Source organism: Hyunsoonleella aquatilis (assembly GCF_014270105.1).
GTDB classification, from domain to species: Bacteria; Bacteroidota; Bacteroidia; order Flavobacteriales; family Flavobacteriaceae; genus Jejuia; species Jejuia aquatilis.
Genome location: NZ_JACNMF010000002.1, coordinates 647,432 through 670,614, shown reverse-complemented (window position 1 = coordinate 670,614; position 23,183 = coordinate 647,432). Strand labels below are relative to the sequence as shown.

Here is a 23,183-nt window from a genome sequence, read left to right as displayed (position 1 = left end):
CTGGGTTAGTTTTATGCACAAATTTGAAATTTTCGATATTTTCAAACAAATCTAAAATATAATTTTGTTCTGAAGATGCTGGAAACCCTTGATTGGCGAAATCGTGAAAAGACGTAAATCTGTAGTTTTCAAAATTTTTAACTATACCATGGTTTTCGGGATTTTTATGAATATAAACAATGAGGTTTTTCAGGTAGTCCTCGTCATCAATTCTAATTCTTTTATATGGGCGCTCAAAAAGTGCGCCTGTTCTGCCTTGTTGCTTGTTAAAAGCTTTTGCATAGGCATTGAATAAATTGGACAGGGCCTGTGTCACTTCTCTTTCATTCCTAACAATTTTTGCAACTAAATGAAAATGATTGTTCATTAAACAGTAAGCAACCACTTTTACCTTTTGAGACAGATGTTTATCCATTAATCTCAAAAAGTAGGACATGTTATCCTCGGTCAAAAAGATAGTTTGACTATTTATGCCTCGATTAAAGATATGATAATAATGGTCTTTTTCTAATGTTTCTAATGCCATGTTTTGTTGTTCCAAAGACCTGACAGGTTTTGAAAACCTGTCAGGTCTGATTATTCCATCTCATTATAAAGTTCATACAATTCCATATCCAAAGGGTTTTCATTAGGAGGGGTGTAATTGTTTTTCAAGGTTTTGATATGCGTAAAATTACAGTTTTCAGCGACTTTTATACTGCCCATATTACTGTGGTGCACCAAAATCTGAAGCGTTTCAAAACCTAGGTTGTCAAAAGCGTAATCCGATAATTCTTGAATAGCAGTTGTCATTATTCCGAGACCTTCAATATTATAATCAATACAATAGGCGAACTCTCCTTGTTTTTTAGTCCAATCGATTTCCTTGAGGAAAATCAAGCCAACTAACTTATGAGATTCATTTTTTTTAATGGTGAACACATATTCTTCATCATTTTCAAATTGTTTTACCTTTTTTTCTGCAAAGATATTGGACAAATCTGGTGTTAAGTTTTGCTCCAATGTTTTTGGGAAATAGCGTTTTAATCGGTCCTCATTGGCAACAACAAAATTACAGATGCTCCAGGCATCTTTGGTTTGAATGGGCGATATGTAACAGGAACCTAAATTAAGTTGCATGTTTTGATTGTAAAGCTTCCACAGTGCGAGTTGATGCGGCCGTAACCGAAAGGGGCAACACTAAAAGGACGCCAACTATAGGCACGAGGAGGCAGAGAAGGAATACTATGCCATTGCCAATAGCCAATCCACGATTTTTACGAACAAACTTTACGCTTTCTTTGTATTGAAAATGACGCTCCAAAGTGTAGTCCATATTACCAAAACCAGCATAATAGGCTTGCACCATAAACAACAAGATTGTTGAAAATATATTAACCAAGGGAATCAACTTTAAAAGCAAAATGGGAATGGTGAGCAATAATTCCATAAATAAGTTTCTGCCATTGATTCGAATGCCACGCCATAGCTGTTGGGTAAACGTTGTATCCCTATGGGAATGTGCGGGTTGCCCAGTAAAATGTGCTTCTATTTTTTCTGAAACCGGACTCATAAAGGGTGCCGATAAGGCCAAAATAATGTGCTTGTAGAGAATGAGACCAACTACAATGATGACCAGTCCTGAAATAATTCTGTAAGTTACTTTCAACCAATTGGCCCCACCCCAACTTGGTAAAATACTCGCAAGCCAATCGCTGATATATCCTGAAAACCCGTACGCCGAGCCGAAAACGGCAATGGCGGTCACCAAACTAATCAACATGGGGATGGCAAAATACTTCCACAGTTTCAGTTTTGAAATCAAACTGAAAGCGCCGAAGTAAGCTTTTATTCCTGAAATGATATTTTTTATCATAGTTTAAACAGCAATATCTTCTTTTAAAACATTCAGATTTTCTTCCTGATTCGTTTTGGACCAAATAGCCAATCCGAAAGTTAGAACCCCCAAACGTCCAATAAACATTAGCATTATAATGACAAGTTTCCCAAATACATTGATATCGCCGGTTATTCCTGTACTTATGCCTACCGTCCCCAGTGCCGAGGCGACTTCAAAAAGAATATTTTCAAATTTAAAATCGTTGGTAATCGTTATCAAAAATGTGCCAATTAAAATAATTATGGTATAAAAAATAAAAGCTGAAGTAGCTACATATAGTCGCTCATATGGGATAATCCTGCCTAAAAACGTAATGTTTTTTCGCCCTTTTAATTGACTTTTTAAAATCGCGAAAACCGCTGTTAATGTGGTAATTTTAATTCCTCCTGCCGTACCAGAGGGCGAAGCGCCAATGTACATCAAAAAGATACAAACCAACATCATTGCTTGGGAGAATAGTCCAAAATCAACCGTATTGAATCCAACGGTTGTCATCGCGGTCATAGTTTGAAAGAAGGAAGCTAAAAAGCGCGAACTACCTGATAATGCAGCAATACTTGGCTCAAAAAAATAGAAAAATATGGTGCCAAAGGTGAGTAAAATTAGAAAGCCCCAAAGTATGATTTTAGTAGTGAAACTTAATCTATGCGATTTTTGTTTTACCCAAAGTCCAAAATCGGTTATAACAATAAACCCCATTGACCCGCAGATGGCCAACATCGAAATAATAAATGTGATAAAGTGGTCATCGGCATAGTCTATAAAACTATTGTTAAACAGGCTGAAACCAGCAGTGCAAAATGTGCTCACACTATGAAAAATTGATGACCAAATGGTATCCCAAACAGGCATTCCTTTGCCTTTAAAGGCAATAAAGAATAGTATGGCACCAATGAATTCCATTATTAATGTGAAAAGAATAACCGATTTTATAAAATCCCTAATTCTTATGGTTTTGGGGAGCGTAAACTCGGCGGACAATACTTTTTTATGCCATAAGGTTATTCTTCGGGTAGTGGACAGCAACATGAAGGTTGTAAAGGTGAGATAACCAATACCGCCAAGCTGGATGAGCGTCATAATGATGAATTGCCCAAAGAAGTTGTAGGTATCAAAAATAGAAACCGTCACCAAGCCTGTAGTAGAAACTGCTGAAGTAGCAATAAATAAATGATCCAATAATGTGGCACTCTCCTTTTGAAACCATGGTAAACTCAGCAATATAAAACCTAAAATAATGTATGTAAAAAACCCGTAAAATAAGTTTTGTTGTGGGCTCCATCCTTTTTTTAGAAGCACATATTTTTTGGCTAATTGCTGAAATGGTTTGGGCATATTGTTACATATTATATTCCTTTACCGCGTCAATAAAAGCTTTAGCATTTTCCAACGGAATGTTTGGTAAAATACCATGGCCTAGATTCACAATATATTTATCCTTGCCGAATTCATCAATCATTTGGTGTACCATTTTTTTGATGGTTTCGGGTGGTGACAATAAGCGTGATGGGTCAAAGTTACCCTGTAGGGTGATGTTGCCTCCAGTAAGATAACGGGCATTTTTTGGGGAGCAAGTCCAGTCTACACCCAATGCCGAGGCGCCACTTTTGGCCATGTCGCCAAGAGCGAACCAGCATCCTTTACCGAAGGCAATTACCGGCGCATCGTCTTTTAGAGCCTCGATAATTTGGTTGATATACTGCCATGAAAACTCCTGATAATCGGTGGGGGATAGCATACCTCCCCAGGAATCGAATACCTGCACGGCGTTTACACCTGCTTTTACCTTTTCCTTGAGATAGGCAATGGTAGTATCTGTTATTTTTTGAAGCATTTGATGCGCAGCAACTGGGTTGGTAAAGCAGAATGCCTTGGCCTTATCAAAGTTTTTACTGCCTTGGCCTTGTACACAATAACATAAAATCGTCCATGGGGAGCCGGCAAAACCAATCAACGGAATTTCATCGTTCAATTTTTCCTTTGTTGCTTTTATGGCTTGATAAACGTAATCCAAAGCTTCCTTAACATCCGGAACTATGGCATTGTTCACATCTTTTGAGGTACGCACAGGGTTTGGCAGGTAGGGCCCAAAATTCGGTTTCATCTGTACTTCGATGTTCATAGCCTGCGGAATCACTAAAATGTCACTAAACAAAATGGCGGCATCCATGCCATACCTTCGAATAGGTTGTACTGTAATTTCACTGGCCAATTCAGGAGTTTGGCAACGGGTAAAGAAATCGTACTTTGCCTTGATTTCCATGAATTCTGGCAAGTAACGCCCCGCTTGACGCATCATCCACACCGGTGGACGGTCAACGGTTTCACCTTTTAATGCTCTTAAAAATAAATCGTTGCGAATACCTGCGGAAGCAGGTATCTCTATATTTTTATCCTTCATAATTCTAATATGTTCTTTTTAAAAACGAATTTGAATTTCAATTCATAAGATTCCTGCCTTCGCAGGAATGACAAGCACTATATATAATGCTGATTCACCAACTCAATCACGCTCTCCACAGTTGGAACTTTAGCAACTCTCACATCTTTAAAATGGCGTCGAGCCTCTTTTGCTGTAGTTTCCCCAATACAAAAGGCGATTACTTCGTTTTTGTTTTTTCTTGTAAAACTCTCTACAGTTGAAGGGCTGTAAAACATTACCCCTTCAATTGAACTTTCCACTTCAAAACCATCATATTTAGTTTGGTAGGCCTCCACTTCGTTTACCGTAATATGGTTTTCGCTTAAAATCGTAGGCAATGCATCCAATCGGATATCGCTACAAAAATAGGTAACCGCTGTGCCTTCAATGTACTCCACTAAATATTCGGCCAATGCTTTTGCGTTTTTAGCGGCATATTTCACCTTGCCAATTTTATTCTCAACAAGGCGTTTAGTTCTGCGGCCAACACAGTATATGTTTTTAAATTGTAGCTCAACTGCCGAATAGTTTGTAATCAACGCTTCCACTGCATTTTTACTGGTGATGATAACGTTTTCAATCTCAGATTTAAAAATTTGTGGACGGATTCGGTTCAAACTTATTTTGATAAAATCATCACTTTTGGCGACCACCTTTTCATGAAATAATTTTAATTGGTCCTCGCTCAAGGTTTTAGTGGAAACCACATTGGTCGCCTTGTTGGTGAACTTAATCTCATCCATTAAACGCTTGCCGCCACGTTCAATAATATAGTCGGCACAGAAAACAGCCAAGTCTTCATGTTTGCCTAATTTTTCGGTGCGCTCTACCTGTATTTTTTTTGAACCATCCTTGCTTAATAGCACACCTTTAAAGAGAACTTCTTCATCCTTTATTCGTACCAAAGCACCAATCGGGGCAGTGCAACCACCCTCCAATCGATTTAAAAATTTACGCTCGATGGTGGTACAAATTTCAGTTTCCTCGTGATTGAGTTCGGCGCAGGCTTCCAGAACGAAGTTGTCCTCTGCAAGCGCAGTAATCATAATAGCACCTTGAGCCGGAGCGGGAACCATCCAATCCAGATTTATAGCTTCCTCTGGACGGATACCAATCCTGCCGATTCCTGCAGCGGCAAAAATGGCACCGTTCCAGTGGTCGTTATCCGCAAGTTTTTGCAAACGCGAATTCACATTACCACGTAGATCCTCAATGGTATGCGTAGGATAACGGTTCAGCCATTGGGCTTTTCTTCGTAAACTGCCAGTGGCAATCACCGCATCTTTGGCTCCAAGGAATTCTTCGTTGTTCTTAAAAACAAGGGTGTCGTTAACATTGCCACGTTTCAAAACCGCGGCCTGTACAATGCCTTTTGGCAAAATTGTTGGCACATCTTTCAGTGAGTGTACTGCAATATCAATGTCGTGATTTAACATCGCAATATCCAAAGTGCGCGTAAATATTCCTGTGATACCAAGTTCATAAAGTGGTTTGTCCAAAACCAGATCGCCTGTGGATTTTACGGGAACGAGTTCCGTTTGATGGCCTAAATTTTCAAGCTGAGTTTTAACAATATTGGCCTGCCACAACGCCAATTCACTATCGCGTGTACCAATTCGGATGGTTTTAGACATTTTTTGGGGTAGGTTCTAACTGGAACACTTTTTTAATCAGTTCCAGGCTATCATCTGTAGAAACATCATCATCCTTTAAATGATGCGCAAAATGATTGGTAATTTTTTGAATGATTTTGGTGCTGATCAATTCAGCTTGGGCTTCGTTGAAATTGGCATTTTTTTTACGTTGGGTATCCAATTCCGCAGTGGCAAAATCCGTCAATTTATGCTTTAAGGCTTTGATGGTGGGTGCAAATTTTCGGGTTTCCAACCAGCTATTAAACTCGGCTTTAACCTCCTCAATAATGGCTTCGGCCAGCGGAATATCGGCCTTTCGGTTTTCTAAAGTTTCATCCGTAATTTTGGATAAATGGTCTAAATGCACTAAAGACACATTTGCCAATTCCTGAACATTTTCGTTGACGTTCTTTGGAATGGAAAGGTCCAAAATCAAAAGTGGTTTTTTCGTTTGAATGATGTGCTTGTCTATCGTTGGGCGATGTGCCCCCGTTGCCACAATTAAAATATCGGAAGTACTGATTTCCTCCTGTAAATTGGCATAATCCTTAACCACCAAATTGAACTTTCCGGCGATTTGCTCCGCTTTATCCTTGGTGCGGTTTATTAGAGTGATATGTTCGTTTTCGGTATGTTTTACTAAGTTTTCACAGGTATTTCTACCAATTTTACCCGTACCAAACAACAAAATATCCTTGTTTGATACGTCCTCCACATTTCTGAAAATATACTGAACAGAGGCAAAGGATACCGATGTGGCCCCTGAGGAAATATTGGTTTCGGTTTTGATACGTTTGCTTGCTTGAATCACAGCATTCACCAAACGCTCGGAAAAATGATTCAGTAAACCATACTTCCGTGATAGCTTACTGCTCCCTTTCAACTGACTGATAATTTCAAAATCGCCCAATATCTGACTGTCCAAACCTGAGCCTACCCGAAACATGTGTGCAATGGCCTCCTTATTTTTGTAAACATAAGCCACGTCGCGAAACTCCTCAACAGTGCCATTGGTATTGTCGCAAAGCAATTCTATCAATTGAAAAGGGTGTTGGGCAAAACCATAAATTTCGGTCCGGTTACAAGTGGAAGTCACAATCAAGCTTTCAATACCGTTGTCCTTGGCTTCCTGCAATAAAGTATGCTTAGACTCATCGTCCAAACTAAAACGACCGCGTATATCGGCATCGGCTTTTTTGTAACTTAAACCGATGGCGTAAAAGGAACTGCTCTTGCTAATATTGTATTTGTGCATTACTCTACCTGAAATTGCGAAACAAATGTAATTGGAATGATAAAAAAAAAATAACGCTGAAAGAACTTTTAATATCGTTTGTGGTTTTTTACAGTGATTTGCAAATAAAATATGATAAATGTCATATTTTTGTAGTGTATTTGGCAGTTTTGAAGCCTTTAATTTAGAACTATTCTAAATAAAATTAAAAAATGGACGGAAAAAACAAAATAAAAAGTATCGCTAGAAGTACTTTTGAGGAAACGAAAGTTGATGATGGCTTTTTGATTTTGACTTTTAAAAATGACGAAAGTATCGTTAAAAGTGTTGCAAAAGAAATAGATAGCAGTTTTATCCAATTTCACTTTTGTATCAAGGGAGGGACAAAGTTTGTGTTCAACCAAGGGCGTTATGCATTGGACATTCACGAAGAAAACTCGTTGTTGCTTTATAATCCGCAACGAGAACTACCCATTGACCTTCAAGTAGAACCAAATTCTTGGATTGTTTCCATTTTGATTTCCATAAAGAAATTCCATAGCCTTTTTTCACAAGAGGCCGATTATATTTCATTTTTAAATTCTGAAAACAAGGATAAAAAGTATTATAAAGATGGTGTTATTTCTCCATCGATGGCTATCGTTTTGAACCAGCTTATCAATTTTAATTTGAATACTTCGATTAAGCAATTATACTTCAAAGGAAAAGCCTACGAACTATTGAGTTTGTATTTTAACCGAAGCGAAGACGCCGATATTGAGCAATGTCCGTTTTTGGTAGATGAGGCCAATGTTATCAAAATCAGGAAAGCTAAGGATATTGTGGTCTCCCGAATGGCTGAACCTCCAAGTTTACAGGAACTAGCTGACGAGATTGGATTGAACATTAAAAAATTGAAAGAAGGGTTTAAGCAAATTTATGGGGATTCGGTATTCAGCTTTTTATTTGATTACAAAATGGAAGTAGCTCGAAAGCTATTGGAGTCAGGTGAACACAATGTTAATGAGGTTGGGCATAAAGTGGGATACAGTACCTCCAGTCACTTTATCGCGGCTTTCAAAAAGAAATACGGTACAACGCCAAAAAAATACATTATGTCCATGGCTTAACGATTTGTAAGCATTTTTGTTTATATTAGACAAATGTTTAACCCCAAAACGTTGAAATCATGAAATTTCTAACCCCGGAAATTGAAGCCTTATCCAAGCACGTACAAACTAAATCTTTAGCAAAATTAAACACCTCATGCGGTATTTTTCAGGATTGCAATCCGTCTGGAAACCGTCCTGTTTTGTACCACAAACAGAGCTAAATCTGTTAGAGGTAATTTTGCACATTGTGCTTACGCGTCGGTAAATCTATGGTGTATTCCTTGATTTTGGAATAAAATCGTTCACCATAAAAGTGCTATGGTTCTTTATGGCGCAAATGTTACAGGTTGTGCCATTATTATGATTTTGCCCTTAATTTGAGTAATACCCTTAAACGCTATAGAAGTCCTAATGTTCCAGTAGTATTTTGTGGCCAGTAAGAAGCCATTTTAAATTTCTATCGTATTTTTGCAAAACGAAAAGTATACTATGCAAAAAGGAATTCTACTAGTTAATTTGGGTTCACCGGACAGCCCGAAACCCAAGGATGTCAAAAAATATTTAGGCGAATTTTTAATGGATGAACGGGTTATCGATGTGCCCCTTTGGGCAAGAACCTTGCTAGTTAAAGGTATTATATTAAATACGCGACCTAAAGCATCTGCAAAAGCCTATCAAAAGATTTGGTGGGAGGAAGGTTCGCCTTTAATTGTGCTTTCTGAACGATTGCAGGAAAAAGTGCAGGAAAAACTGGACTATCCTGTGGCACTGGCCATGCGATACGGAAGTATGACCATTAAAAAAGGCCTCCAGGAATTGGTGGATAAAGGGTGCACAGAAATAAAAACGGTACCGCTGTATCCGCAGTTTGCTATGGCAACTACGGAAACGATAGATGTAAAAGTGGACGAATTGGTTGCCGAGCACTTTCCTCAGGTAAAAATTACCCGAACGCCAGCCTTTTATCACAGGCAGGATTATATCAATGTGCTTTCAAAAAGTATTGCAGAATCACTGGATGGACTAGATTATGAGCATATTCTATTTAGCTACCACGGGGTTCCTGAACGGCATATTCGCAAAAGTGATATTACCAACGGCAACTGCAAAATGGATGGCAAATGTTGCTTCAAAAAAGGGAGTAAACAACACGAATTTTGCTACCGTCATCAATGTGAGATAACGACAGTAAATGTAGCGAAGAAGTTAGGTTTAAAAAACGGTACATATTCTACGACGTTTCAATCCAGGTTGGGTTTTGATCCATGGTTGCAGCCCTATACAGACCGCACCATTGAACGCATGGGTAAAGCAGGTATTAAAAAAATGGCTATTGTAACACCGGCATTCGTTAGTGATTGTTTAGAAACACTTGAAGAAATTGCCATGGAAGGCGAAGAGATTTTTCATGAAGTTGGTGGGAAGGAGTTTACCGTTATCCCGTGTTTGAACGAACGCGATGATTTTGCACAAGTTATAGCAAATATGGCTAACGAATGGGCAACCGCTGAAACCTCGGCAACAGTTTAATGGCTAAAATTTCCTCACAAGATTTAGGGACACAGCCTATCGGCAAGCTTTTGATAAAACAGGCTGTGCCTGCGTCCATCGGTATTTTAGTCATGTCCCTCAATATTTTGGTGGACACCATTTTTGTGGGAAATTGGATTGGAGCTACGGCTATTGCGGCTATTAATGTAGTATTGCCTGTTTCATTTTTTATTGCGGCCTTGGGCATGGCGATTGGCATTGGCGGATCGTCCATTATTTCGAGAGCTTTGGGAGCTGAAAATCCTAGAAAAGCACTGAAAACTTTCGGAAATCAAATTACCTTAACGCTATTGCTTACTGTCTCTTTGGTCACAGTTGGACTGTGGTTTGTGGACGCTATCATTCCTGCATTCGGGGGGAAAGGCAACATTTTTGAACCCGCCAAAATTTACTATACCATCGTATTGTACGGCGTACCCTTTTTAGCGCTTTGCATGATGGGAAATACGGTGATTCGGGCAGAAGGCAAGCCAAAATTTGCTATGTACGCCATGATGATTCCATCCGTAAGCAACTTGTTGTTGGATTATATCTTAATCAACGTATTGGATATGGGAATGACCGGTGCGGCTTGGGCCACAACGGGTTCGTATTTGCTGTGCTTTGCTTTTATTCTGTGGTTTTTTATGTCCCCAAATTCCGAATTAAAAATTGCCAAATGCCACTTCGGTTTAAATAAACCGATAGTTTCAGAAATTGGCGCATTGGGTTTTGTAACGCTGGCGAGACAGGCCGTAGTGAGTATCACCTATCTGTTTATGAATAATATTTTGTTCGATTTGGGTGGTGAAACCTCAGTCACCGCCTACGCTATTGTCGGTAGAATGCTCATGTTCGCCCTATTTCCTGTGTATGGTATTACCCAAGGATTTTTGCCTATAGCAGGCTTTAATTATGGCGCCAATCAAAAGGAACGGGTAAAGCAGTCCATCTATACCGCCATCAAGTATGCGGCCGGGTTGGCAACTTTGGTTTTTGTCCTACTGATGATTTTCCCAGAACCTATTACAAAACTGTTTACCACGGATGCCCAAGTGGTTGAAGAAACCCCCTCCGCCATGCGCTGGGTATTCGCTGCCACCCCAATTATTGCATTGCAGTTAATCGGTGCCGCCTATTTTCAGGCCATAGGGAAAGCTATTCCAGCATTACTGCTAACCCTTACACGGCAAGGTTTTTTCTTTATTCCTTTGATTTTGATTTTACCAAAATTCATGGGCGAATTAGGCGTTTGGGTTGCCTTTCCCATTGCCGATATTTTGGCCACAATCGTTACCGGATATTTTCTAAATAGAGAAATTATTAAGAACTTGAAACCCGAAACCGAAGCACTGGAAACCACATAGTTTTATGGAATACTACCACTACATCAAAGCCTTTCACCTCATTTTTGTGATCACTTGGTTTGCGGGGCTGTTCTACATTCCACGGCTTTTTGTGTATCAAATAGAGGCATTTCATAAACCCTCGCCCGAAAAGGAAATTTTGGGCAAGCAATTGAAGCTTATGGCCAAACGCCTCTGGTATATCATCACTTGGCCCTCGGCAATATTATCCACCATTTTCGCCATTTGGTTGCTCATTTTGCAGCCGTTTTGGTTGGAGCAAGCCTGGATGCACGTCAAATTAACCTTTGTGCTCTTACTGTTCATTTATCACTTAAAAACCCATCAGTATTTCAAACAATTGCAAAACGATGTGGTAAAGAAAACCTCAAGTTTTATGCGCCTTTGGAACGAGGGCGCCACGTTTATCCTCTTCGCCGTGGTGTTTTTGGTCATTCTAAAAAGTGCCATCAACTGGGTTTGGGGCCTCATAGGCATGGTGGTTTTGGGCATATTAATTATGCTGGGCTATAAAATCTATAAACGTATTCGCGACAAAAATCCTGAAGCCTAATTATTTGGGCGTTACCCTCGATGCCACCTCAGAACGTTTTGTGAAACAACCGTCCTCGGGTCGGGCTTTCACTACTCAATCTTTTTTAAAGCGTCATTGCGAAGGAGGAACGACTGTGGCAATCTCAAAAATTTATGTTCTGCACAGACTTAAACCATAACTGCTTTAAAAAAGGATTTCAAACAGGCCGTTCAATCCCTTACGCACCTATCAGCCAAAGTCGATGTTTTTTGAATCAGTCAATTTTATCTTTGCGCTTTTCTCTGAAGAAAAGAATTAATCCATATATGGATAAACCCAAACCAATAAATAGAAGAATCCATTTTAATAACCCGTATGAATCATCTATAAACTTATTTAAAAAGAGAACAAATACCCCAATAAGCAGATAATTATTCCAATACTTAAAGTTTTTCATTTCATATTTTACTACTAGGAGTATTTAAGAATATTACGTGTTTGTCAGTCCCTCCCCTTTGGGGAGGTTAGGTGGGGCTTAGGGACTCTTTATGATTCGTTTCACCCGTTGCGAAATAGAAGTAATCAATTCATAAGAGATAGTGCCAGCACTTTCAGCTAAGGTTTCCGCCGAAGTTGTTTTCTCATCAAAAACGATAACTTCATCTCCCTCCTTACAATCTATATCCGTGATATTGACCATTATCATGTCCATGCATGTATTACCGATAATGGGCGCTCTCTGGCCTTTAATAGTCACAAATCCCTTGCCGTTTCCATAAACCCTACTGATGCCATCCGCATGTCCAATCGGCAAAGTAGCGGTTTTCGTAAATAGCGCTTCACTTTTAAAAGCCCTGTTGTAGCCCACCGATTCGCCTTTTTCAATGTTGTGAATCTGGGAAATCACGGTTTTCAAGCTCGCGATTGGTTTTAAATGAGCACTTTCCTTTTCAGAATTCCCAAAACCGTAAAGTCCAATACCCGAGCGCACCATATCAAAGTGCGCCTCTGGATAATTTAAAATCCCTGAAGTATTGCAGGTATGCATCCAAGGTTGGTACCCAATTTGTTGGGAGAAATTTTCAGCAATTGCCTTAAAATTTTCAATCTGACCCAAAGTGAATGCTTTTTCATTCAAATCCTCACTTGCGGCTAAATGGGAAAAAATGGATTTCACTTTAACGGTAGATGTTTCCTTTAATTTGTCAACCACATAATCCACATCATTCTCCCAAAAACCCAAACGGTTCAACCCAGTATTAAATTTGATATGAACGGGATAATCCTTTTGTTGCTTTTCTGTGGCAACAGCGATAAACTCATTTAAAATCTTGGCATTATACAAATTGGGTTCCAAACAATTTTCAATAATGATATCGCAGTTGACAGCTAGGGTGTGCAGTACTAAAATCGGAGTAGTAATTCCCGCTTTTCGAAGTGCCACGCCCTCATTTGCATAGGCCACAGCTAAATAATCTACTTCCAAATCCTGAAGATATTTGGCAATTTCCTCGGCATCATTTCCATAGGCAAATGCCTTAACCACTGCTAAAAATTTAGTGCCGTTTTGAAGTTTGGATTTTAAATACTTAAAATTGTGTTTTAAGGCGTTCAGGTCAATTTCAAGAACGGTTTCTTGCGCTTTAGGCATCGGATTTCTTTTGTTTAGGAGTCACTTCTTCGGCATCTTTCACCTTCATATGTCTAATTTTATCGCGCATCATGGATTTATAATAGGCCGCCCTGCTCAACGGTTCGTACTCTTCCTCTTCGCCTAAAAGCACAATATTGTCGCTATTCGCTTTGCGGTAACTATATTGAGCCAAATTGCCTGTTCTCACGCAAACCGCATGCACTTTGGTCACGTATTCAGCGGTAGCCATTAGGTTGGGCATGGGGCCAAATGGATTGCCCTTGTAGTCCATATCCAGTCCGGCAACAATAACGCGGACGCCCTTATTGGCCAAATCGTTGCACACCCGAACGATTTCATCATCAAAAAACTGTGCTTCGTCAATGCCTACAACGTCACATCCATCTGCAAGAATTGGAATATTTGCGGCGGCGGGTACTGGTGTGGAACGAATTTCATTTGCGTCATGGGACACCACTTTGTCCTCATCATAACGCACATCAATAGCTGGTTTAAAAATCTCTACCTTTTGCCTTGCAATTTGTGCGCGTTTCAAACGGCGTATCAATTCCTCGGTTTTTCCTGAAAACATTGAACCGCAGATGACTTCAATCCATCCAAATTGTTCTTTATGATTTACAGTATTTTCGAGAAACATTTTGTAATTTTAACACTAAATCGACGGCATCGCCCGTTTTGTATAAAGGTGGCGTAAATTTATTAAAATCAAAAGTGTAAAGCACATTAATTTTCAAAATTATAAAGTGATGAAGAAGAAGTTGGAATCCGAGCTGATGAGCATTGCCCATAGAATTCTAAAATTGAAGGGAAGGGGGGACGTGAACAGGTTGCACGATGAGACCCGTGTGCTTTATGAAAAACTATCGGTATTAAAATTTGCCTATGAAAATATTGATGATGAACTACCTGTAATTAGTGAAGATTCCTCATTTTATGGCATGATTGATTCGGCCTTCAATAAAAAGATAAGCGACAATATTGAAGTTGAAGATAAAATCTACATCAACCTGGACGATGTTGAGGACGACGAGATTTCCGAGCCCGTGATGAACAAGATTCGGGATATGGTGGAGCTAATGCCCGAAGCCGAAGAAGCTCAAGTATCTCAAGAAGAAGTGGACGAAATTATTGAATCTGTCGTCGCAAAGGACAAGTACCATAAAAATGATTTGGAGGAGTTGACTTCAGGGTTTAAAGATATGCCGGTTTTTGAGCCTGTTTCAAAAACACAACAGCAAAAAGGACAAGAAAAAAAATCCCTAAACGACAGCATAAAAAGAGGTGGGCTCAACATTGGACTGAATGACAAGATAGCCTTTATCAAGCACCTTTTTGATGGAAACAGTGCTGATTACGACCGCGTGATTTCCCAATTGAACACGACGCAATCTTTTGAAGATGCTACGAGATTTCTAGAAGCTATGGTCAAGCCTGACTACAACAATTGGGAGGGCAAAGAAGAGTTGGAAGAGCGATTGATGCAAATTATAGAAGCTAAGTTTAGTTAAAAAAGTTACTTTTTTCATTCATTGCTTATAGGCTCGCTTTACCATTTGTTTCACAATAATTACGTGAAACGGTCTAATTATAGCCATGTAAATCTTTCCAAATAAATTATTGTATTTAACCAAAGTGGTTACTTTAATGTTATTTTGGTTTTCTTCTGAATTGAAAACACTCACTCTAAAGTCTAAATGTTTGTCATCGGCCCCAAGCATAATCTCATTGTCTTCAACACTAATAATTTTAATGAATCCCATTTTTTCGCCAGGTTTGAAATTTGGACTAAAGTTTTTATCCATTTCGGTTTTTAATCCAAATACTTTAACTATCGCATTGCGCAAACCCATTAAAAATTCAACCCATTTGGGCATGCTTCCAAAAATTAGATGCGCTATTGTATCTAAGGAATCTGTGTGATTTGTAGTTGAAAATGTATCTGTAAAATCTATTTGCGAAAACGATTGTTTAATGCCGGCTGTGTCGGGGCAGTGTTCGGTTTTTATTACCATCAAAACTTTCTTTTAATTTAAAATTAGGTCAAATGTACTAATTTTTTATTAATTAGGTCAAGTTTACTAAATTCAATATATTTGAAAAATGGGAAAAACCAAGGATAAAATTCTATTAACAGCTTTAGATTTATTTAATTCACAGGGCATGGCAAAGGTTACTCTCAGAACCATAGCACAAACAATTGGGATTAGTCAAGGGAATTTAAACTATCATTTTAAAAGGCGTGAAGATATCGTTGAAGCACTGTATTTTGAAATTGTTGAAGGTGTCAACGAGGCTATTGCAAATAGCATAAAACCTAACAACCCTTTGGAGGGAGTTTTTCTTACTACTCGAAGCATCATGCTTACGTTTTATAAATATCATTTTTTCTTATTGGATTTTGTTTTGATTATGCGAGCGCACAAAAAAATTAAAATCCATTATCAAAAGTTGATCAAACAAAGAGAAACGGAATTTTTAGGTATGATTGAAATACTGATTGATAAGGGACTTATCCGAAAGCCTTTATTTTCAGATGAATACAATAATCTTTTTAAACGTTTTCAGATTTTAAGTGATTTTTGGATGTCTTCAGTAGTTGTAGAAAAGGGAAAAGTCACAAAAGCATCTGTTAATGAATATTCAGAAACCATTAATCAATCCATATTCCCTTATTTAACTTTAAAAGGGCAAGAACTTTATAAGTCTGTATCTTTACCTAATTTAGATTAAAACTTCAATGAGTAAACTCTTTATAGTACCAACACCAATAGGGAATTTAAAAGACATAACGTTTAGAGCGGTTGAAGTTTTAAAAACAGTAGATTTAATTCTAGCAGAAGATACCCGTACTTCGGGGAAATTGCTAAAGCATTTTGAGATTACCACACCCATGAAGTCCCACCATATGCACAACGAGCATAAAACGGTAGAGGGAATTTTGCAAAAATTAAAAGCTGGTACCTCAATAGCTTTAATTAGCGATGCTGGAACGCCTGCCATTTCAGACCCCGGGTTTTTATTGTCGCGTGCCTGTATCGAAAATGATATTAAAGTGGAGTGTTTGCCTGGAGCGACGGCCTTTGTTCCGGCGTTGATCAATTCGGGCTTGCCCAATGATAAGTTTGTATATGAAGGCTTTTTGCCGGTAAAAAAAGGGCGTCAAACACGGATGAATCTGCTATCCGAAGAAACCCGAACCATGATTTTTTATGAAAGTCCGCATAAATTGGTGAAGACTTTGGGCCATTTTTGCGACTATTTTGGGGAAGACCGACCCGTTTCCGTCTCAAGGGAACTTACTAAACTATATGAGGAAACCGTTCGAGGTTCTGCTAAGGAGGTATTGGAATATTATTCAAAAAAGCCACCCAAGGGGGAAATAGTGATTGTGGTTGGCGGAAAGAAATAGTTTGTGTCATCCTTAGGATGTCACCCTGAGCGCAGTCGAAGGGGTTGTTTCCGAATCTCATCACATTAAATGAAAAACCTTTTACAAAACATACAACAATGCACCATTTGCCAAGAGCATTTGCCTTTAGGCCCACGTCCAGTGGTATCTGCGCACCCCAATTCCAAAATCGTCATTATAGGTCAAGCCCCAGGCACAAAAGTACATGCCTCGGGAATTCCTTGGGACGACGCCTCTGGGAAGCAATTGAGAAAGTGGTTAAATGTGTCTGATAAAGATTTTTATGATGAAACGAAATTTGCTATAATTCCCATGGGGTTTTGCTATCCGGGAAAAGGAACATCCGGTGATTTACCGCCAAGGCCAGAATGTGCTCCGCAGTGGCACAAACCATTATTTGAAAATTTTAAAAATGTAGAGTTAGTGCTTTTAATTGGAATGTACGCCCAAAACTACTATTTAGGAAAGCAAGCGAAAAAGACGTTAACGGAAACCGTAAGAAACTATAAAGCGTATTTGCCAGAATATTTGCCCTTACCGCATCCATCACCGCGAAATCGGTTTTGGTTGAGTAAGAACCCTTGGTTTGAGGTTGAGGTGTTGCCGGAGTTGAGACTGAAAGTTAAAGAACTACTTTAGTTTATGTCCAGAATATGTCTTTTAATACTTTTGCCACATCCAAAGAGCCTTTTATAATAGGTAGTATATTCTTAAAGAACTTTTGTAAAAGGCTACCTTCCCATTTTAGTTTTTTCATATTTGAAAGATTTAAAAATGGAAATATAGCTTGGAATTGTGGTTCGGTTTAAGACATGAAATTTTTTACCTTATAGTATTGATAATGAGAGTTTTAATTATTTATCCAATTAAAGACCCCCATTTCTGAGAAGGTTGAAGTCTAATTTATCTATTAGCGAAGCGTTCCAAAAATCTAGATTCCTGCCTCCGCAGGAATGACAGAAAACCGTAATTCGTAAATCTAAATGTGTTTTCCTTTTTCCCATCCATGTTTCCCCAAATACTGCTCCCCACTTTCTACAGCACCATCTTCAATAGAAGTGCCCATGGAATCGTTCCAGCGGTTTAGATACCCAAATAAGGAAATCACGCCGAGCATTTCTACGATTTCACCTTCATTCCAATGTTCGTATAAACGATTTTTAATGTTTTCATCAACAGCATTTGGTACTTGCGAAGCGGCCAAACTAAAATCTAAAGCGGCGCGTTCGGCCTCACTGAATGCTGGATGGGTTCTGTATTCCCAAATATTGTCCAGTTGCTCTTGTTCGGCCCCATAACGTTCTGCAGCTCGAATGGCATGCGCCTGGCAATAACGACAACCTGTGGCATTACTACTTACCCATGCAATCATGCGTTTTAGGGCTGAGGTAACGCGTCCCTCATTGGCCATTACCGCTTTGTTCAAATTGATAAAAGCTTTGCTTATTGCTGGACGGCGTTGCATGGTCAACACCGAATTTGGGCAAAATCCCAAGGTTTCGTTGAAGAATTCGGCAAGTTCTTTGGTTTCTAAGTCGTGCTCGGGAGATAATGGCGGTACTAAAGGCATATTTTGGTTTTTAAATAGTATTTTTGAACACTACAATTAACAAAAAAATTATTAGAAGAATGGGGGTTAAAGTTTCTACTAAATGGTTAGGCGAAATGCGGTTTGAAAGTACTAATCCATCAGGGCATAATTTGTTTATTGATGCAGGTGAAGATAACGGCGGTAAAGGCGAAGGCTATCGACCTAAAGCTTTAATGTTATCAGGCTTGGCAGGTTGTTCAGGGCTGGATGTTGCGGCTTTGATCAAAAAAATGAAATTGGATGTAGACGACTTCACTATTGAAATTGATGCGAATTTAACTGACGAACATCCAAAATATTACGATAGGGTAGCCATGCATTTTCACTTTTATGGTAACAATCTTCACGAAAAGAAATTACAGCGGGCTGTGGACCTGTCAGTTGAAAAATATTGTGGTGTCATGGAAATGTTCCGTCAGTTTGCTGAGGTTGATGTTAAGACCTTTTTTCATAACCAAAGTGCATAAAATTGCAAGTGCCTCAAGTCTTTAGAGTTCGATTGATTTTTTCACTTTAGGCACTTTTAACTCAAAACTTTTTAGATGCGCTGGACGCTAAAACCCAAACCTGACCAAAACAAAGTAAAACATCTGCAAGAAGTACTTCATGTGGATGAAACCATTGCAGACCTTTTGGTGCAACGTGGGATTGAAACTTACGATGAAGCTAAGGCATTTTTCCGACCGAGCTTAAGTCATTTGCACGACCCATTTCTGATGAAAGATATGGATAAGGCAGTGGAACGCATCGAAAAAGCAATTGCAAACAAGGAAAATATTTTGGTGTATGGCGACTACGACGTGGATGGAACTACAGCAGTTGCCTTGATGTCCACCTACCTAAAAACAAAACATCAGTTGGTTTACACATATATTCCCAATCGCTATGATGAGGGCTACGGCGTATCCAAAAAAGGCATCCATTTTGCGCTGGAAAACGATTTTACTTTGATTATTGCTTTGGATTGCGGTATCAAAGCCATCGATAAAGTGGCCTATGCAAAATCCTTGGGCATCGATTTTATCATTTGTGACCATCACAGACCTGGTGAAAAGATTCCGGAGGCAGAGGCGGTTTTGGATCCAAAACGCGAGGATTGCGAATATCCGTATAAAGAATTATGCGGTTGTGGTGTTGGGTTTAAATTAATCCAGGCGTTAGCTCAAAAGGATGGGGAAACTGCAGAGGATTTAATTCAATACCTGGATTTGGTGGCCACGGCCATTGGGGCGGATATCGTACCTATTGATGGGGAAAATAGGGTGTTGGCCTATTTCGGACTGCACGTCATCAATACTAATCCACGACCGGGCATAAAGGCTATTATCGACCAAGTTGAAAAGCAGGAATTGACCATAACGGATGTGGTTTTTATCATTGCGCCAAGAATCAATGCCGCAGGTCGCATGGAGCACGGAAATTTTGCCGTGGCGCTTTTAGCGGATGAGGAATACGAGGAAGCCAAGGAACACGCCGTGGCCATCGATGCTTACAATTTGGAAAGACGTGCTACGGATAAAGAGATTACAGAGGCAGCATTACAGCAAATTGTAGAACTTAATGAGCAAGACCGAATAACTACGGTGGTTTACGGAGAAGATTGGCACAAAGGGGTCATAGGCATTGTGGCTTCCCGTTTGACGGAAACCTACTATCGCCCCACTTTGGTGTTTACAAAAAGTGGCGGGAAGCTTTCGGCGTCGGCACGCTCTGTGAGGGATTTTGACGTGTACAATGCTTTGGAAGCCTGTAGTGAATATATTGAACAGTTCGGAGGACACAAATATGCAGCAGGTTTAACGCTTAAGGAAAAAAATTACGAAGCTTTTAAAAAGGCCTTTGAGGATGTGGTGTCCAAAACAATTGACAGGAATTTATTGACCCCAGAAATCAAAATTGATAAGCAAATTGAATTAAAAGATATTACACCCAAGTTTTACAGAATTCTTAAACAGTTTGCACCCTATGGCCCGAGTAATATGACGCCTGTGTTTATGACTGAAAACCTTAAGGATACCGGCAACGGCAAATGTGTTGGCGCAGATAAAACGCATTTAAGATTTACGGCATCACAACCAGATTCGGACAGTTTTGTGGGTATCGGTTTTGGAATGGGAGACAAGTTCGATTTGATTTCATATAAAAAACCATTCAAGGCGGTGTATTCTATTGATGAAAATGAATGGAGAGGGAATGTATCGTTGCAATTGAAACTTCGGGATATTAAACCTTAGCCATGCCAAAAACTGACCCTTACGCCGCACTTCGCATAAAGGAATTCAACATTTTTTTAGTGTTGCGTCTGTTTTTGGTATTTGGATGGTCCATGCAATTTATTGTGATTGAATGGCAGGTGTATAGCTTGACAAAAGATCCGCTATCTCTTGGAATTATTGGCTTGATGGAAATCATCCCGGCATTTACGATGGCACTCTTCGCTGGGCATATTGTGGACCAAAAAGAAAAACGAAATTTGTTCGCCATTTGTATTGCGGCCTTTTCTCTGATTAGCTTGGGCCTATTTTTACTGACTTCTGATAAAATTGTAGGCGACTGGTCCACCCGAAATATTTTGTACGGCATATACGCATTGGTGTTTTTTGGAGGGTTTTTGCGATCCTTTTTTGGACCAATTATCTTTTCATTGGTAGCGCTAATTGTCCCAAAGAAAATATATCCCAATGCCGCCACTTGGAGTACTAGTACTTGGAAAACCGCCGCCGTTTTAGGAGCGCTTTTTGGTGGGTTTGCTATTAGTTGGATTGGAGTTGCTGCAACGTTGTGCGTTGTGTTTTTTTTGGTTGTTGTGTCCTTTTGTTTGGTATTTTTTATCAAGAAGAAACCTATTTTGAATACGAAAATTGGTGAGCCAGTAAAAGAAAGCTTAAAGGTTGGGGTGCGCTTTGTATTTCAAAACAAGGCCATTTTGGGTGCTTTGACCTTGGATATGATTGCTGTGCTGTTTGGGGGTACGGTTGCTATTTTGTCGGTGTTTGCCCAAGATGTTTTAGAGGTTGGCAGTGAAGGTTTCGGAATTATGAATGCATCAATTTCCATGGGAAGTATTTTAACGATGTTTGCCACAACATACATTCCGATAAGTAGAAATACCGGAAAAAAAATGCTGATCGCCGTATTTATTTTTGGACTGAGTATTATCGGTTTTGGGCTGTCCAATATCTTTTGGGTAAGTGTATTGATGCTGTTTATCAGTGGTGCAGCCGATGGTATTTCTATGGTGATTCGTCAAACGATTTTACAATTGAAAACTCCCGATGATATGCGTGGTCGTGTATCATCTGTTAATTCCATGTTTGTGGGATCATCCAATGAATTGGGTGCTTTTGAAAGCGGATTGGCGGCGAAACTTATTGGGCCGGTCGGGGCAGTGATTTTTGGAGGCTCAATGACCTTGTTGACGGTATTTGTAATTGGGGTTAAAAATCCAGTGTTAAGGGAGTTGGATTTGAGAGAGGATATTGAGGCTAGTGAGGTTGGGTAAGTTTCAAACTTTATTTCTTAGATACTTCATTAAAAATGAAATGATTAGAATAACACTTAAAAAAATAAATACATTTATTGTTTTTTCAGCTTTGAGATTCTGAAAATCAAACAGCAAGAACAAAACAAAAGTTAAAAGTCCAAAGCCAAAACATACGATTCCAAGAGCAAAAGCAAAATTTAAAAAAGATCTTAAAATCCCTCTATAGCTGTCTTTGTCCACAATTTTCTTGTCTAAATTTTATACTCCCTCAACTCCAAAGTCTCACCATCAAAAACCCCATAGGTAAAATAGTGGATCCAATCGCCGAGATTGATGTATTTGGAATTCTGACCTAAATCTATATCCAAGGGAAGGTGTCTGTGGCCGAATATGAAGTAGTCACGATGCTTGTCTTCCAGTTTTCGTAGGCAGTATTGTACGAGCCATTCATTGTCCTCGCCCAAGAATTTGGCATCCTCATCCCCAGAAATCAATTTGTTTTTTACGGACATGTAATGCCCTAGGCGCATACCAAAATCTGGGTGCAACAAACGTTTAAACAGCCATTTGCAAAGGGGGTTTGTAAATACCTTTTTCATGCGCTTATAGCCTTTGTCGCCTGGGCCCAACCCGTCGCCGTGGCCAATAAAAAAGGTTTTGTTGTTAAAGGTGAATTCCTTGGGTTTGTGGTACACGGGAATGTTGAGCTCTTCTTCAAAATAGCCGTCCATCCACAAATCGTGATTGCCCACAAAATAGTGGATGGGGATGCCTGAATCTGAAATTTCGGCCAGTTTGCCCAAAGTTCGTGTAAAGCCTTTTGGTACGACTCTCCGGTATTCCATCCAAAAGTCGAACAAATCGCCTAAAAGGAAAATTACTGCAGCATCTTTTTTGACCTCATCCAGCCAAGCCACGAATTGTTTTTCTCGGGGCAGAGAGGCCTCCCGTGTTGGGGCACCCAAGTGGTTGTCCGATGCGAAATATATCTTTTTGCCTTTGGGTATTTGCATGGTGTAAATATACATATTCCTGCGAATCCCGATAGCTATCGGGAAGGAATCTCATTTTCATTGATATGTTCATTTTGCCTTGATGCAAAACCCTTCGACTACGCTCAGGATAAACCAAGCCAAAATCATATCAATCTGGGGAAATTGCCAAGGCACCATTCGTTTTTGGAATTCCGTGCCTGAAACTTCGTTTTGCACCTCAATTCCATGACTCATTATTTCTGCAGATTGATGATTCCGACTATGTCGGAACTTAGGACTTTACTTTCCGTTGGTTTCTTTTTTGCCTGTGTTTGTTGGGACAGAGTGGTGTTCCCCTCCTTGGAGGGGCTAGGGGTGGGTTGCGCTAGGGATTGAACGC

General features: G+C 39.5%; 24 protein-coding genes and 1 pseudogene. 12 read left to right on the top strand and 13 right to left on the bottom strand.

Going from position 1 to position 23,183, the window contains the following annotated elements; all coding sequences use genetic code 11:
• Nucleotides 1–172 precede the first annotated feature (172 nt).
• The 7 genes and pseudogenes from H7U19_RS16875 to hemA all read right to left on the bottom strand — a co-directional run.
• Nucleotides 173–526 (bottom strand): annotated as a pseudogene (locus tag H7U19_RS16875) (transposase); the annotation flags it as partial.
• A gap of 50 nt (nucleotides 527–576) precedes the next feature.
• Nucleotides 577–1,119 (bottom strand): GNAT family N-acetyltransferase, encoded by a 543-nt coding sequence (locus H7U19_RS08395; RefSeq protein WP_186561269.1) that lies wholly within the window; start codon nucleotides 1,117–1,119, stop codon nucleotides 577–579.
• Nucleotides 1,109–1,855 (bottom strand): EI24 domain-containing protein, encoded by a 747-nt coding sequence (locus H7U19_RS08390; RefSeq protein ID WP_186561267.1) that lies wholly within the window; start codon nucleotides 1,853–1,855, stop codon nucleotides 1,109–1,111. Before H7U19_RS08390 ends, H7U19_RS08395 begins: the two co-directional genes overlap by 11 nt.
• 3 nt (nucleotides 1,856–1,858) lie before the next feature.
• Nucleotides 1,859–3,214: a TrkH family potassium uptake protein gene (locus H7U19_RS08385; protein ID WP_186561265.1), complete on the bottom strand. Its 1,356-nt coding sequence runs from the start codon at nucleotides 3,212–3,214 to the stop codon at nucleotides 1,859–1,861.
• A 4-nt stretch (nucleotides 3,215–3,218) separates the two neighbouring features.
• The gene (gene hemE, locus H7U19_RS08380; RefSeq protein ID WP_186561263.1) at nucleotides 3,219–4,280 is read right to left on the bottom strand and encodes a uroporphyrinogen decarboxylase; all 1,062 of its coding nucleotides are present in this window, start codon (nucleotides 4,278–4,280) and stop codon (nucleotides 3,219–3,221) included.
• Between the two features lie 77 nt (nucleotides 4,281–4,357).
• Nucleotides 4,358–5,935 carry a hydroxymethylbilane synthase gene (gene hemC, locus H7U19_RS08375; protein ID WP_186561261.1) on the bottom strand — a complete coding sequence of 526 codons (1,578 nt, stop codon included), beginning with the start codon at nucleotides 5,933–5,935 and terminating at the stop codon, nucleotides 4,358–4,360.
• On the bottom strand, nucleotides 5,928–7,190 hold the full coding sequence (hemA, locus tag H7U19_RS08370; protein ID WP_186561252.1) for a glutamyl-tRNA reductase: 1,263 nt from the start codon (nucleotides 7,188–7,190) through the stop codon (nucleotides 5,928–5,930). Before hemA ends, hemC begins: the two co-directional genes overlap by 8 nt.
• A gap of 191 nt (nucleotides 7,191–7,381) precedes the next feature.
• Here hemA and H7U19_RS08365 point away from each other — a divergent pair, with 191 nt between their 5' ends.
• From H7U19_RS08365 to H7U19_RS08345, 5 genes are all read left to right on the top strand, one after another.
• Entirely contained in the window at nucleotides 7,382–8,278 is an 897-nt protein-coding gene (locus H7U19_RS08365; RefSeq protein ID WP_186561250.1) for a helix-turn-helix transcriptional regulator, read from the top strand.
• Between the two features lie 59 nt (nucleotides 8,279–8,337).
• Nucleotides 8,338–8,481 (top strand): hypothetical protein, encoded by a 144-nt coding sequence (locus H7U19_RS08360; protein WP_186561248.1) that lies wholly within the window; start codon nucleotides 8,338–8,340, stop codon nucleotides 8,479–8,481.
• 268 nt (nucleotides 8,482–8,749) lie between these two features.
• Nucleotides 8,750–9,790 carry a ferrochelatase gene (gene hemH / locus H7U19_RS08355; RefSeq protein WP_186561246.1) on the top strand — a complete coding sequence of 347 codons (1,041 nt, stop codon included), beginning with the start codon at nucleotides 8,750–8,752 and terminating at the stop codon, nucleotides 9,788–9,790.
• Nucleotides 9,790–11,157 (top strand): MATE family efflux transporter, encoded by a 1,368-nt coding sequence (locus H7U19_RS08350; RefSeq protein ID WP_186561244.1) that lies wholly within the window; start codon nucleotides 9,790–9,792, stop codon nucleotides 11,155–11,157. Before hemH ends, H7U19_RS08350 begins: the two co-directional genes overlap by 1 nt.
• Nucleotides 11,158–11,161: 4 nt before the next feature.
• Nucleotides 11,162–11,710: a CopD family protein gene (locus H7U19_RS08345; protein WP_186561243.1), complete on the top strand. Its 549-nt coding sequence runs from the start codon at nucleotides 11,162–11,164 to the stop codon at nucleotides 11,708–11,710.
• A 496-nt stretch (nucleotides 11,711–12,206) separates the two neighbouring features.
• Here the strand turns inward: H7U19_RS08345 and alr are convergent, their stop codons facing one another.
• Together alr and H7U19_RS08335 are read right to left on the bottom strand one after the other, a co-directional pair.
• Nucleotides 12,207–13,322 (bottom strand): alanine racemase, encoded by a 1,116-nt coding sequence (alr, locus tag H7U19_RS08340; RefSeq protein WP_186561241.1) that lies wholly within the window; start codon nucleotides 13,320–13,322, stop codon nucleotides 12,207–12,209.
• On the bottom strand, nucleotides 13,315–13,962 hold the full coding sequence (locus tag H7U19_RS08335; RefSeq protein WP_186561239.1) for a thymidine kinase: 648 nt from the start codon (nucleotides 13,960–13,962) through the stop codon (nucleotides 13,315–13,317). Before H7U19_RS08335 ends, alr begins: the two co-directional genes overlap by 8 nt.
• Nucleotides 13,963–14,071: 109 nt before the next feature.
• Between H7U19_RS08335 and H7U19_RS08330 the strand changes: the two genes are divergently transcribed.
• The gene (locus H7U19_RS08330; protein ID WP_186561237.1) at nucleotides 14,072–14,833 is read left to right on the top strand and encodes a hypothetical protein; all 762 of its coding nucleotides are present in this window, start codon (nucleotides 14,072–14,074) and stop codon (nucleotides 14,831–14,833) included.
• A gap of 18 nt (nucleotides 14,834–14,851) precedes the next feature.
• On the opposite strand, the gene H7U19_RS08325 is transcribed toward H7U19_RS08330, so the two are convergent.
• Entirely contained in the window at nucleotides 14,852–15,337 is a 486-nt protein-coding gene (locus H7U19_RS08325) for a DUF2867 domain-containing protein (RefSeq protein WP_186561235.1), read from the bottom strand.
• 88 nt (nucleotides 15,338–15,425) lie between these two features.
• Here H7U19_RS08325 and H7U19_RS08320 point away from each other — a divergent pair, with 88 nt between their 5' ends.
• From H7U19_RS08320 to H7U19_RS08310, 3 genes are all read left to right on the top strand, one after another.
• The gene (locus H7U19_RS08320) at nucleotides 15,426–16,055 is read left to right on the top strand and encodes a TetR/AcrR family transcriptional regulator (protein ID WP_186561233.1); all 630 of its coding nucleotides are present in this window, start codon (nucleotides 15,426–15,428) and stop codon (nucleotides 16,053–16,055) included.
• Nucleotides 16,056–16,062: 7 nt separating this feature from the next.
• Nucleotides 16,063–16,734, top strand: a complete 672-nt coding sequence (rsmI, locus tag H7U19_RS08315) for a 16S rRNA (cytidine(1402)-2'-O)-methyltransferase (protein WP_186561231.1) — start codon at nucleotides 16,063–16,065, stop codon at nucleotides 16,732–16,734.
• A gap of 69 nt (nucleotides 16,735–16,803) precedes the next feature.
• Nucleotides 16,804–17,373: a uracil-DNA glycosylase family protein gene (locus H7U19_RS08310; RefSeq protein WP_186561229.1), complete on the top strand. Its 570-nt coding sequence runs from the start codon at nucleotides 16,804–16,806 to the stop codon at nucleotides 17,371–17,373.
• A 340-nt stretch (nucleotides 17,374–17,713) separates the two neighbouring features.
• On the opposite strand, the gene H7U19_RS08305 is transcribed toward H7U19_RS08310, so the two are convergent.
• A complete protein-coding gene (locus tag H7U19_RS08305; RefSeq protein WP_186561227.1) occupies nucleotides 17,714–18,304 on the bottom strand; it encodes a carboxymuconolactone decarboxylase family protein in 591 nt (196 codons plus the stop codon).
• A gap of 59 nt (nucleotides 18,305–18,363) precedes the next feature.
• On the opposite strand from H7U19_RS08305, the gene H7U19_RS08300 reads away from it, so the two are divergent.
• From H7U19_RS08300 to H7U19_RS08290, 3 genes are all read left to right on the top strand, one after another.
• Nucleotides 18,364–18,792: an OsmC family protein gene (locus H7U19_RS08300; RefSeq protein ID WP_186561218.1), complete on the top strand. Its 429-nt coding sequence runs from the start codon at nucleotides 18,364–18,366 to the stop codon at nucleotides 18,790–18,792.
• Between the two features lie 75 nt (nucleotides 18,793–18,867).
• A complete protein-coding gene (gene recJ, locus H7U19_RS08295) occupies nucleotides 18,868–20,559 on the top strand; it encodes a single-stranded-DNA-specific exonuclease RecJ (protein WP_186561216.1) in 1,692 nt (563 codons plus the stop codon).
• A gap of 2 nt (nucleotides 20,560–20,561) precedes the next feature.
• Nucleotides 20,562–21,827, top strand: coding sequence for an MFS transporter (locus H7U19_RS08290; RefSeq protein ID WP_186561214.1), 1,266 nt, complete (start codon nucleotides 20,562–20,564; stop codon nucleotides 21,825–21,827).
• Nucleotides 21,828–22,060: 233 nt separating this feature from the next.
• Here H7U19_RS08290 and H7U19_RS08285 read toward each other — a convergent pair whose 3' ends face one another.
• Complete coding sequence (locus tag H7U19_RS08285; protein ID WP_186561212.1) at nucleotides 22,061–22,822, bottom strand: UDP-2,3-diacylglucosamine diphosphatase; 762 nt, start codon at nucleotides 22,820–22,822, stop codon at nucleotides 22,061–22,063.
• 69 nt (nucleotides 22,823–22,891) lie between these two features.
• Nucleotides 22,892–23,038, bottom strand: a complete 147-nt coding sequence (locus H7U19_RS08280; RefSeq protein ID WP_186561210.1) for a hypothetical protein — start codon at nucleotides 23,036–23,038, stop codon at nucleotides 22,892–22,894.
• Between the last annotated feature and the right edge of the window lie 145 nt (nucleotides 23,039–23,183).

Coding starts and splice junctions, on each gene's coding strand:
- H7U19_RS08395 (WP_186561269.1), bottom strand. CDS start 1,119: ATGCAACTTAATTTAGGTTCCTGTTACATATCGCCCATTCAAACCAAA.
- H7U19_RS08390 (WP_186561267.1), bottom strand. CDS start 1,855: ATGATAAAAAATATCATTTCAGGAATAAAAGCTTACTTCGGCGCTTTC.
- H7U19_RS08385 (WP_186561265.1), bottom strand. CDS start 3,214: ATGCCCAAACCATTTCAGCAATTAGCCAAAAAATATGTGCTTCTAAAA.
- hemE (WP_186561263.1), bottom strand. CDS start 4,280: ATGAAGGATAAAAATATAGAGATACCTGCTTCCGCAGGTATTCGCAAC.
- hemC (WP_186561261.1), bottom strand. CDS start 5,935: ATGTCTAAAACCATCCGAATTGGTACACGCGATAGTGAATTGGCGTTG.
- hemA (WP_186561252.1), bottom strand. CDS start 7,190: ATGCACAAATACAATATTAGCAAGAGCAGTTCCTTTTACGCCATCGGT.
- H7U19_RS08365 (WP_186561250.1), top strand. CDS start 7,382: ATGGACGGAAAAAACAAAATAAAAAGTATCGCTAGAAGTACTTTTGAG.
- H7U19_RS08360 (WP_186561248.1), top strand. CDS start 8,338: ATGAAATTTCTAACCCCGGAAATTGAAGCCTTATCCAAGCACGTACAA.
- hemH (WP_186561246.1), top strand. CDS start 8,750: ATGCAAAAAGGAATTCTACTAGTTAATTTGGGTTCACCGGACAGCCCG.
- H7U19_RS08350 (WP_186561244.1), top strand. CDS start 9,790: ATGGCTAAAATTTCCTCACAAGATTTAGGGACACAGCCTATCGGCAAG.
- H7U19_RS08345 (WP_186561243.1), top strand. CDS start 11,162: ATGGAATACTACCACTACATCAAAGCCTTTCACCTCATTTTTGTGATC.
- alr (WP_186561241.1), bottom strand. CDS start 13,322: ATGCCTAAAGCGCAAGAAACCGTTCTTGAAATTGACCTGAACGCCTTA.
- H7U19_RS08335 (WP_186561239.1), bottom strand. CDS start 13,962: ATGTTTCTCGAAAATACTGTAAATCATAAAGAACAATTTGGATGGATT.
- H7U19_RS08330 (WP_186561237.1), top strand. CDS start 14,072: ATGAAGAAGAAGTTGGAATCCGAGCTGATGAGCATTGCCCATAGAATT.
- H7U19_RS08325 (WP_186561235.1), bottom strand. CDS start 15,337: ATGGTAATAAAAACCGAACACTGCCCCGACACAGCCGGCATTAAACAA.
- H7U19_RS08320 (WP_186561233.1), top strand. CDS start 15,426: ATGGGAAAAACCAAGGATAAAATTCTATTAACAGCTTTAGATTTATTT.
- rsmI (WP_186561231.1), top strand. CDS start 16,063: ATGAGTAAACTCTTTATAGTACCAACACCAATAGGGAATTTAAAAGAC.
- H7U19_RS08310 (WP_186561229.1), top strand. CDS start 16,804: ATGAAAAACCTTTTACAAAACATACAACAATGCACCATTTGCCAAGAG.
- H7U19_RS08305 (WP_186561227.1), bottom strand. CDS start 18,304: ATGCCTTTAGTACCGCCATTATCTCCCGAGCACGACTTAGAAACCAAA.
- H7U19_RS08300 (WP_186561218.1), top strand. CDS start 18,364: ATGGGGGTTAAAGTTTCTACTAAATGGTTAGGCGAAATGCGGTTTGAA.
- recJ (WP_186561216.1), top strand. CDS start 18,868: ATGCGCTGGACGCTAAAACCCAAACCTGACCAAAACAAAGTAAAACAT.
- H7U19_RS08290 (WP_186561214.1), top strand. CDS start 20,562: ATGCCAAAAACTGACCCTTACGCCGCACTTCGCATAAAGGAATTCAAC.
- H7U19_RS08285 (WP_186561212.1), bottom strand. CDS start 22,822: ATGCAAATACCCAAAGGCAAAAAGATATATTTCGCATCGGACAACCAC.
- H7U19_RS08280 (WP_186561210.1), bottom strand. CDS start 23,038: ATGAGTCATGGAATTGAGGTGCAAAACGAAGTTTCAGGCACGGAATTC.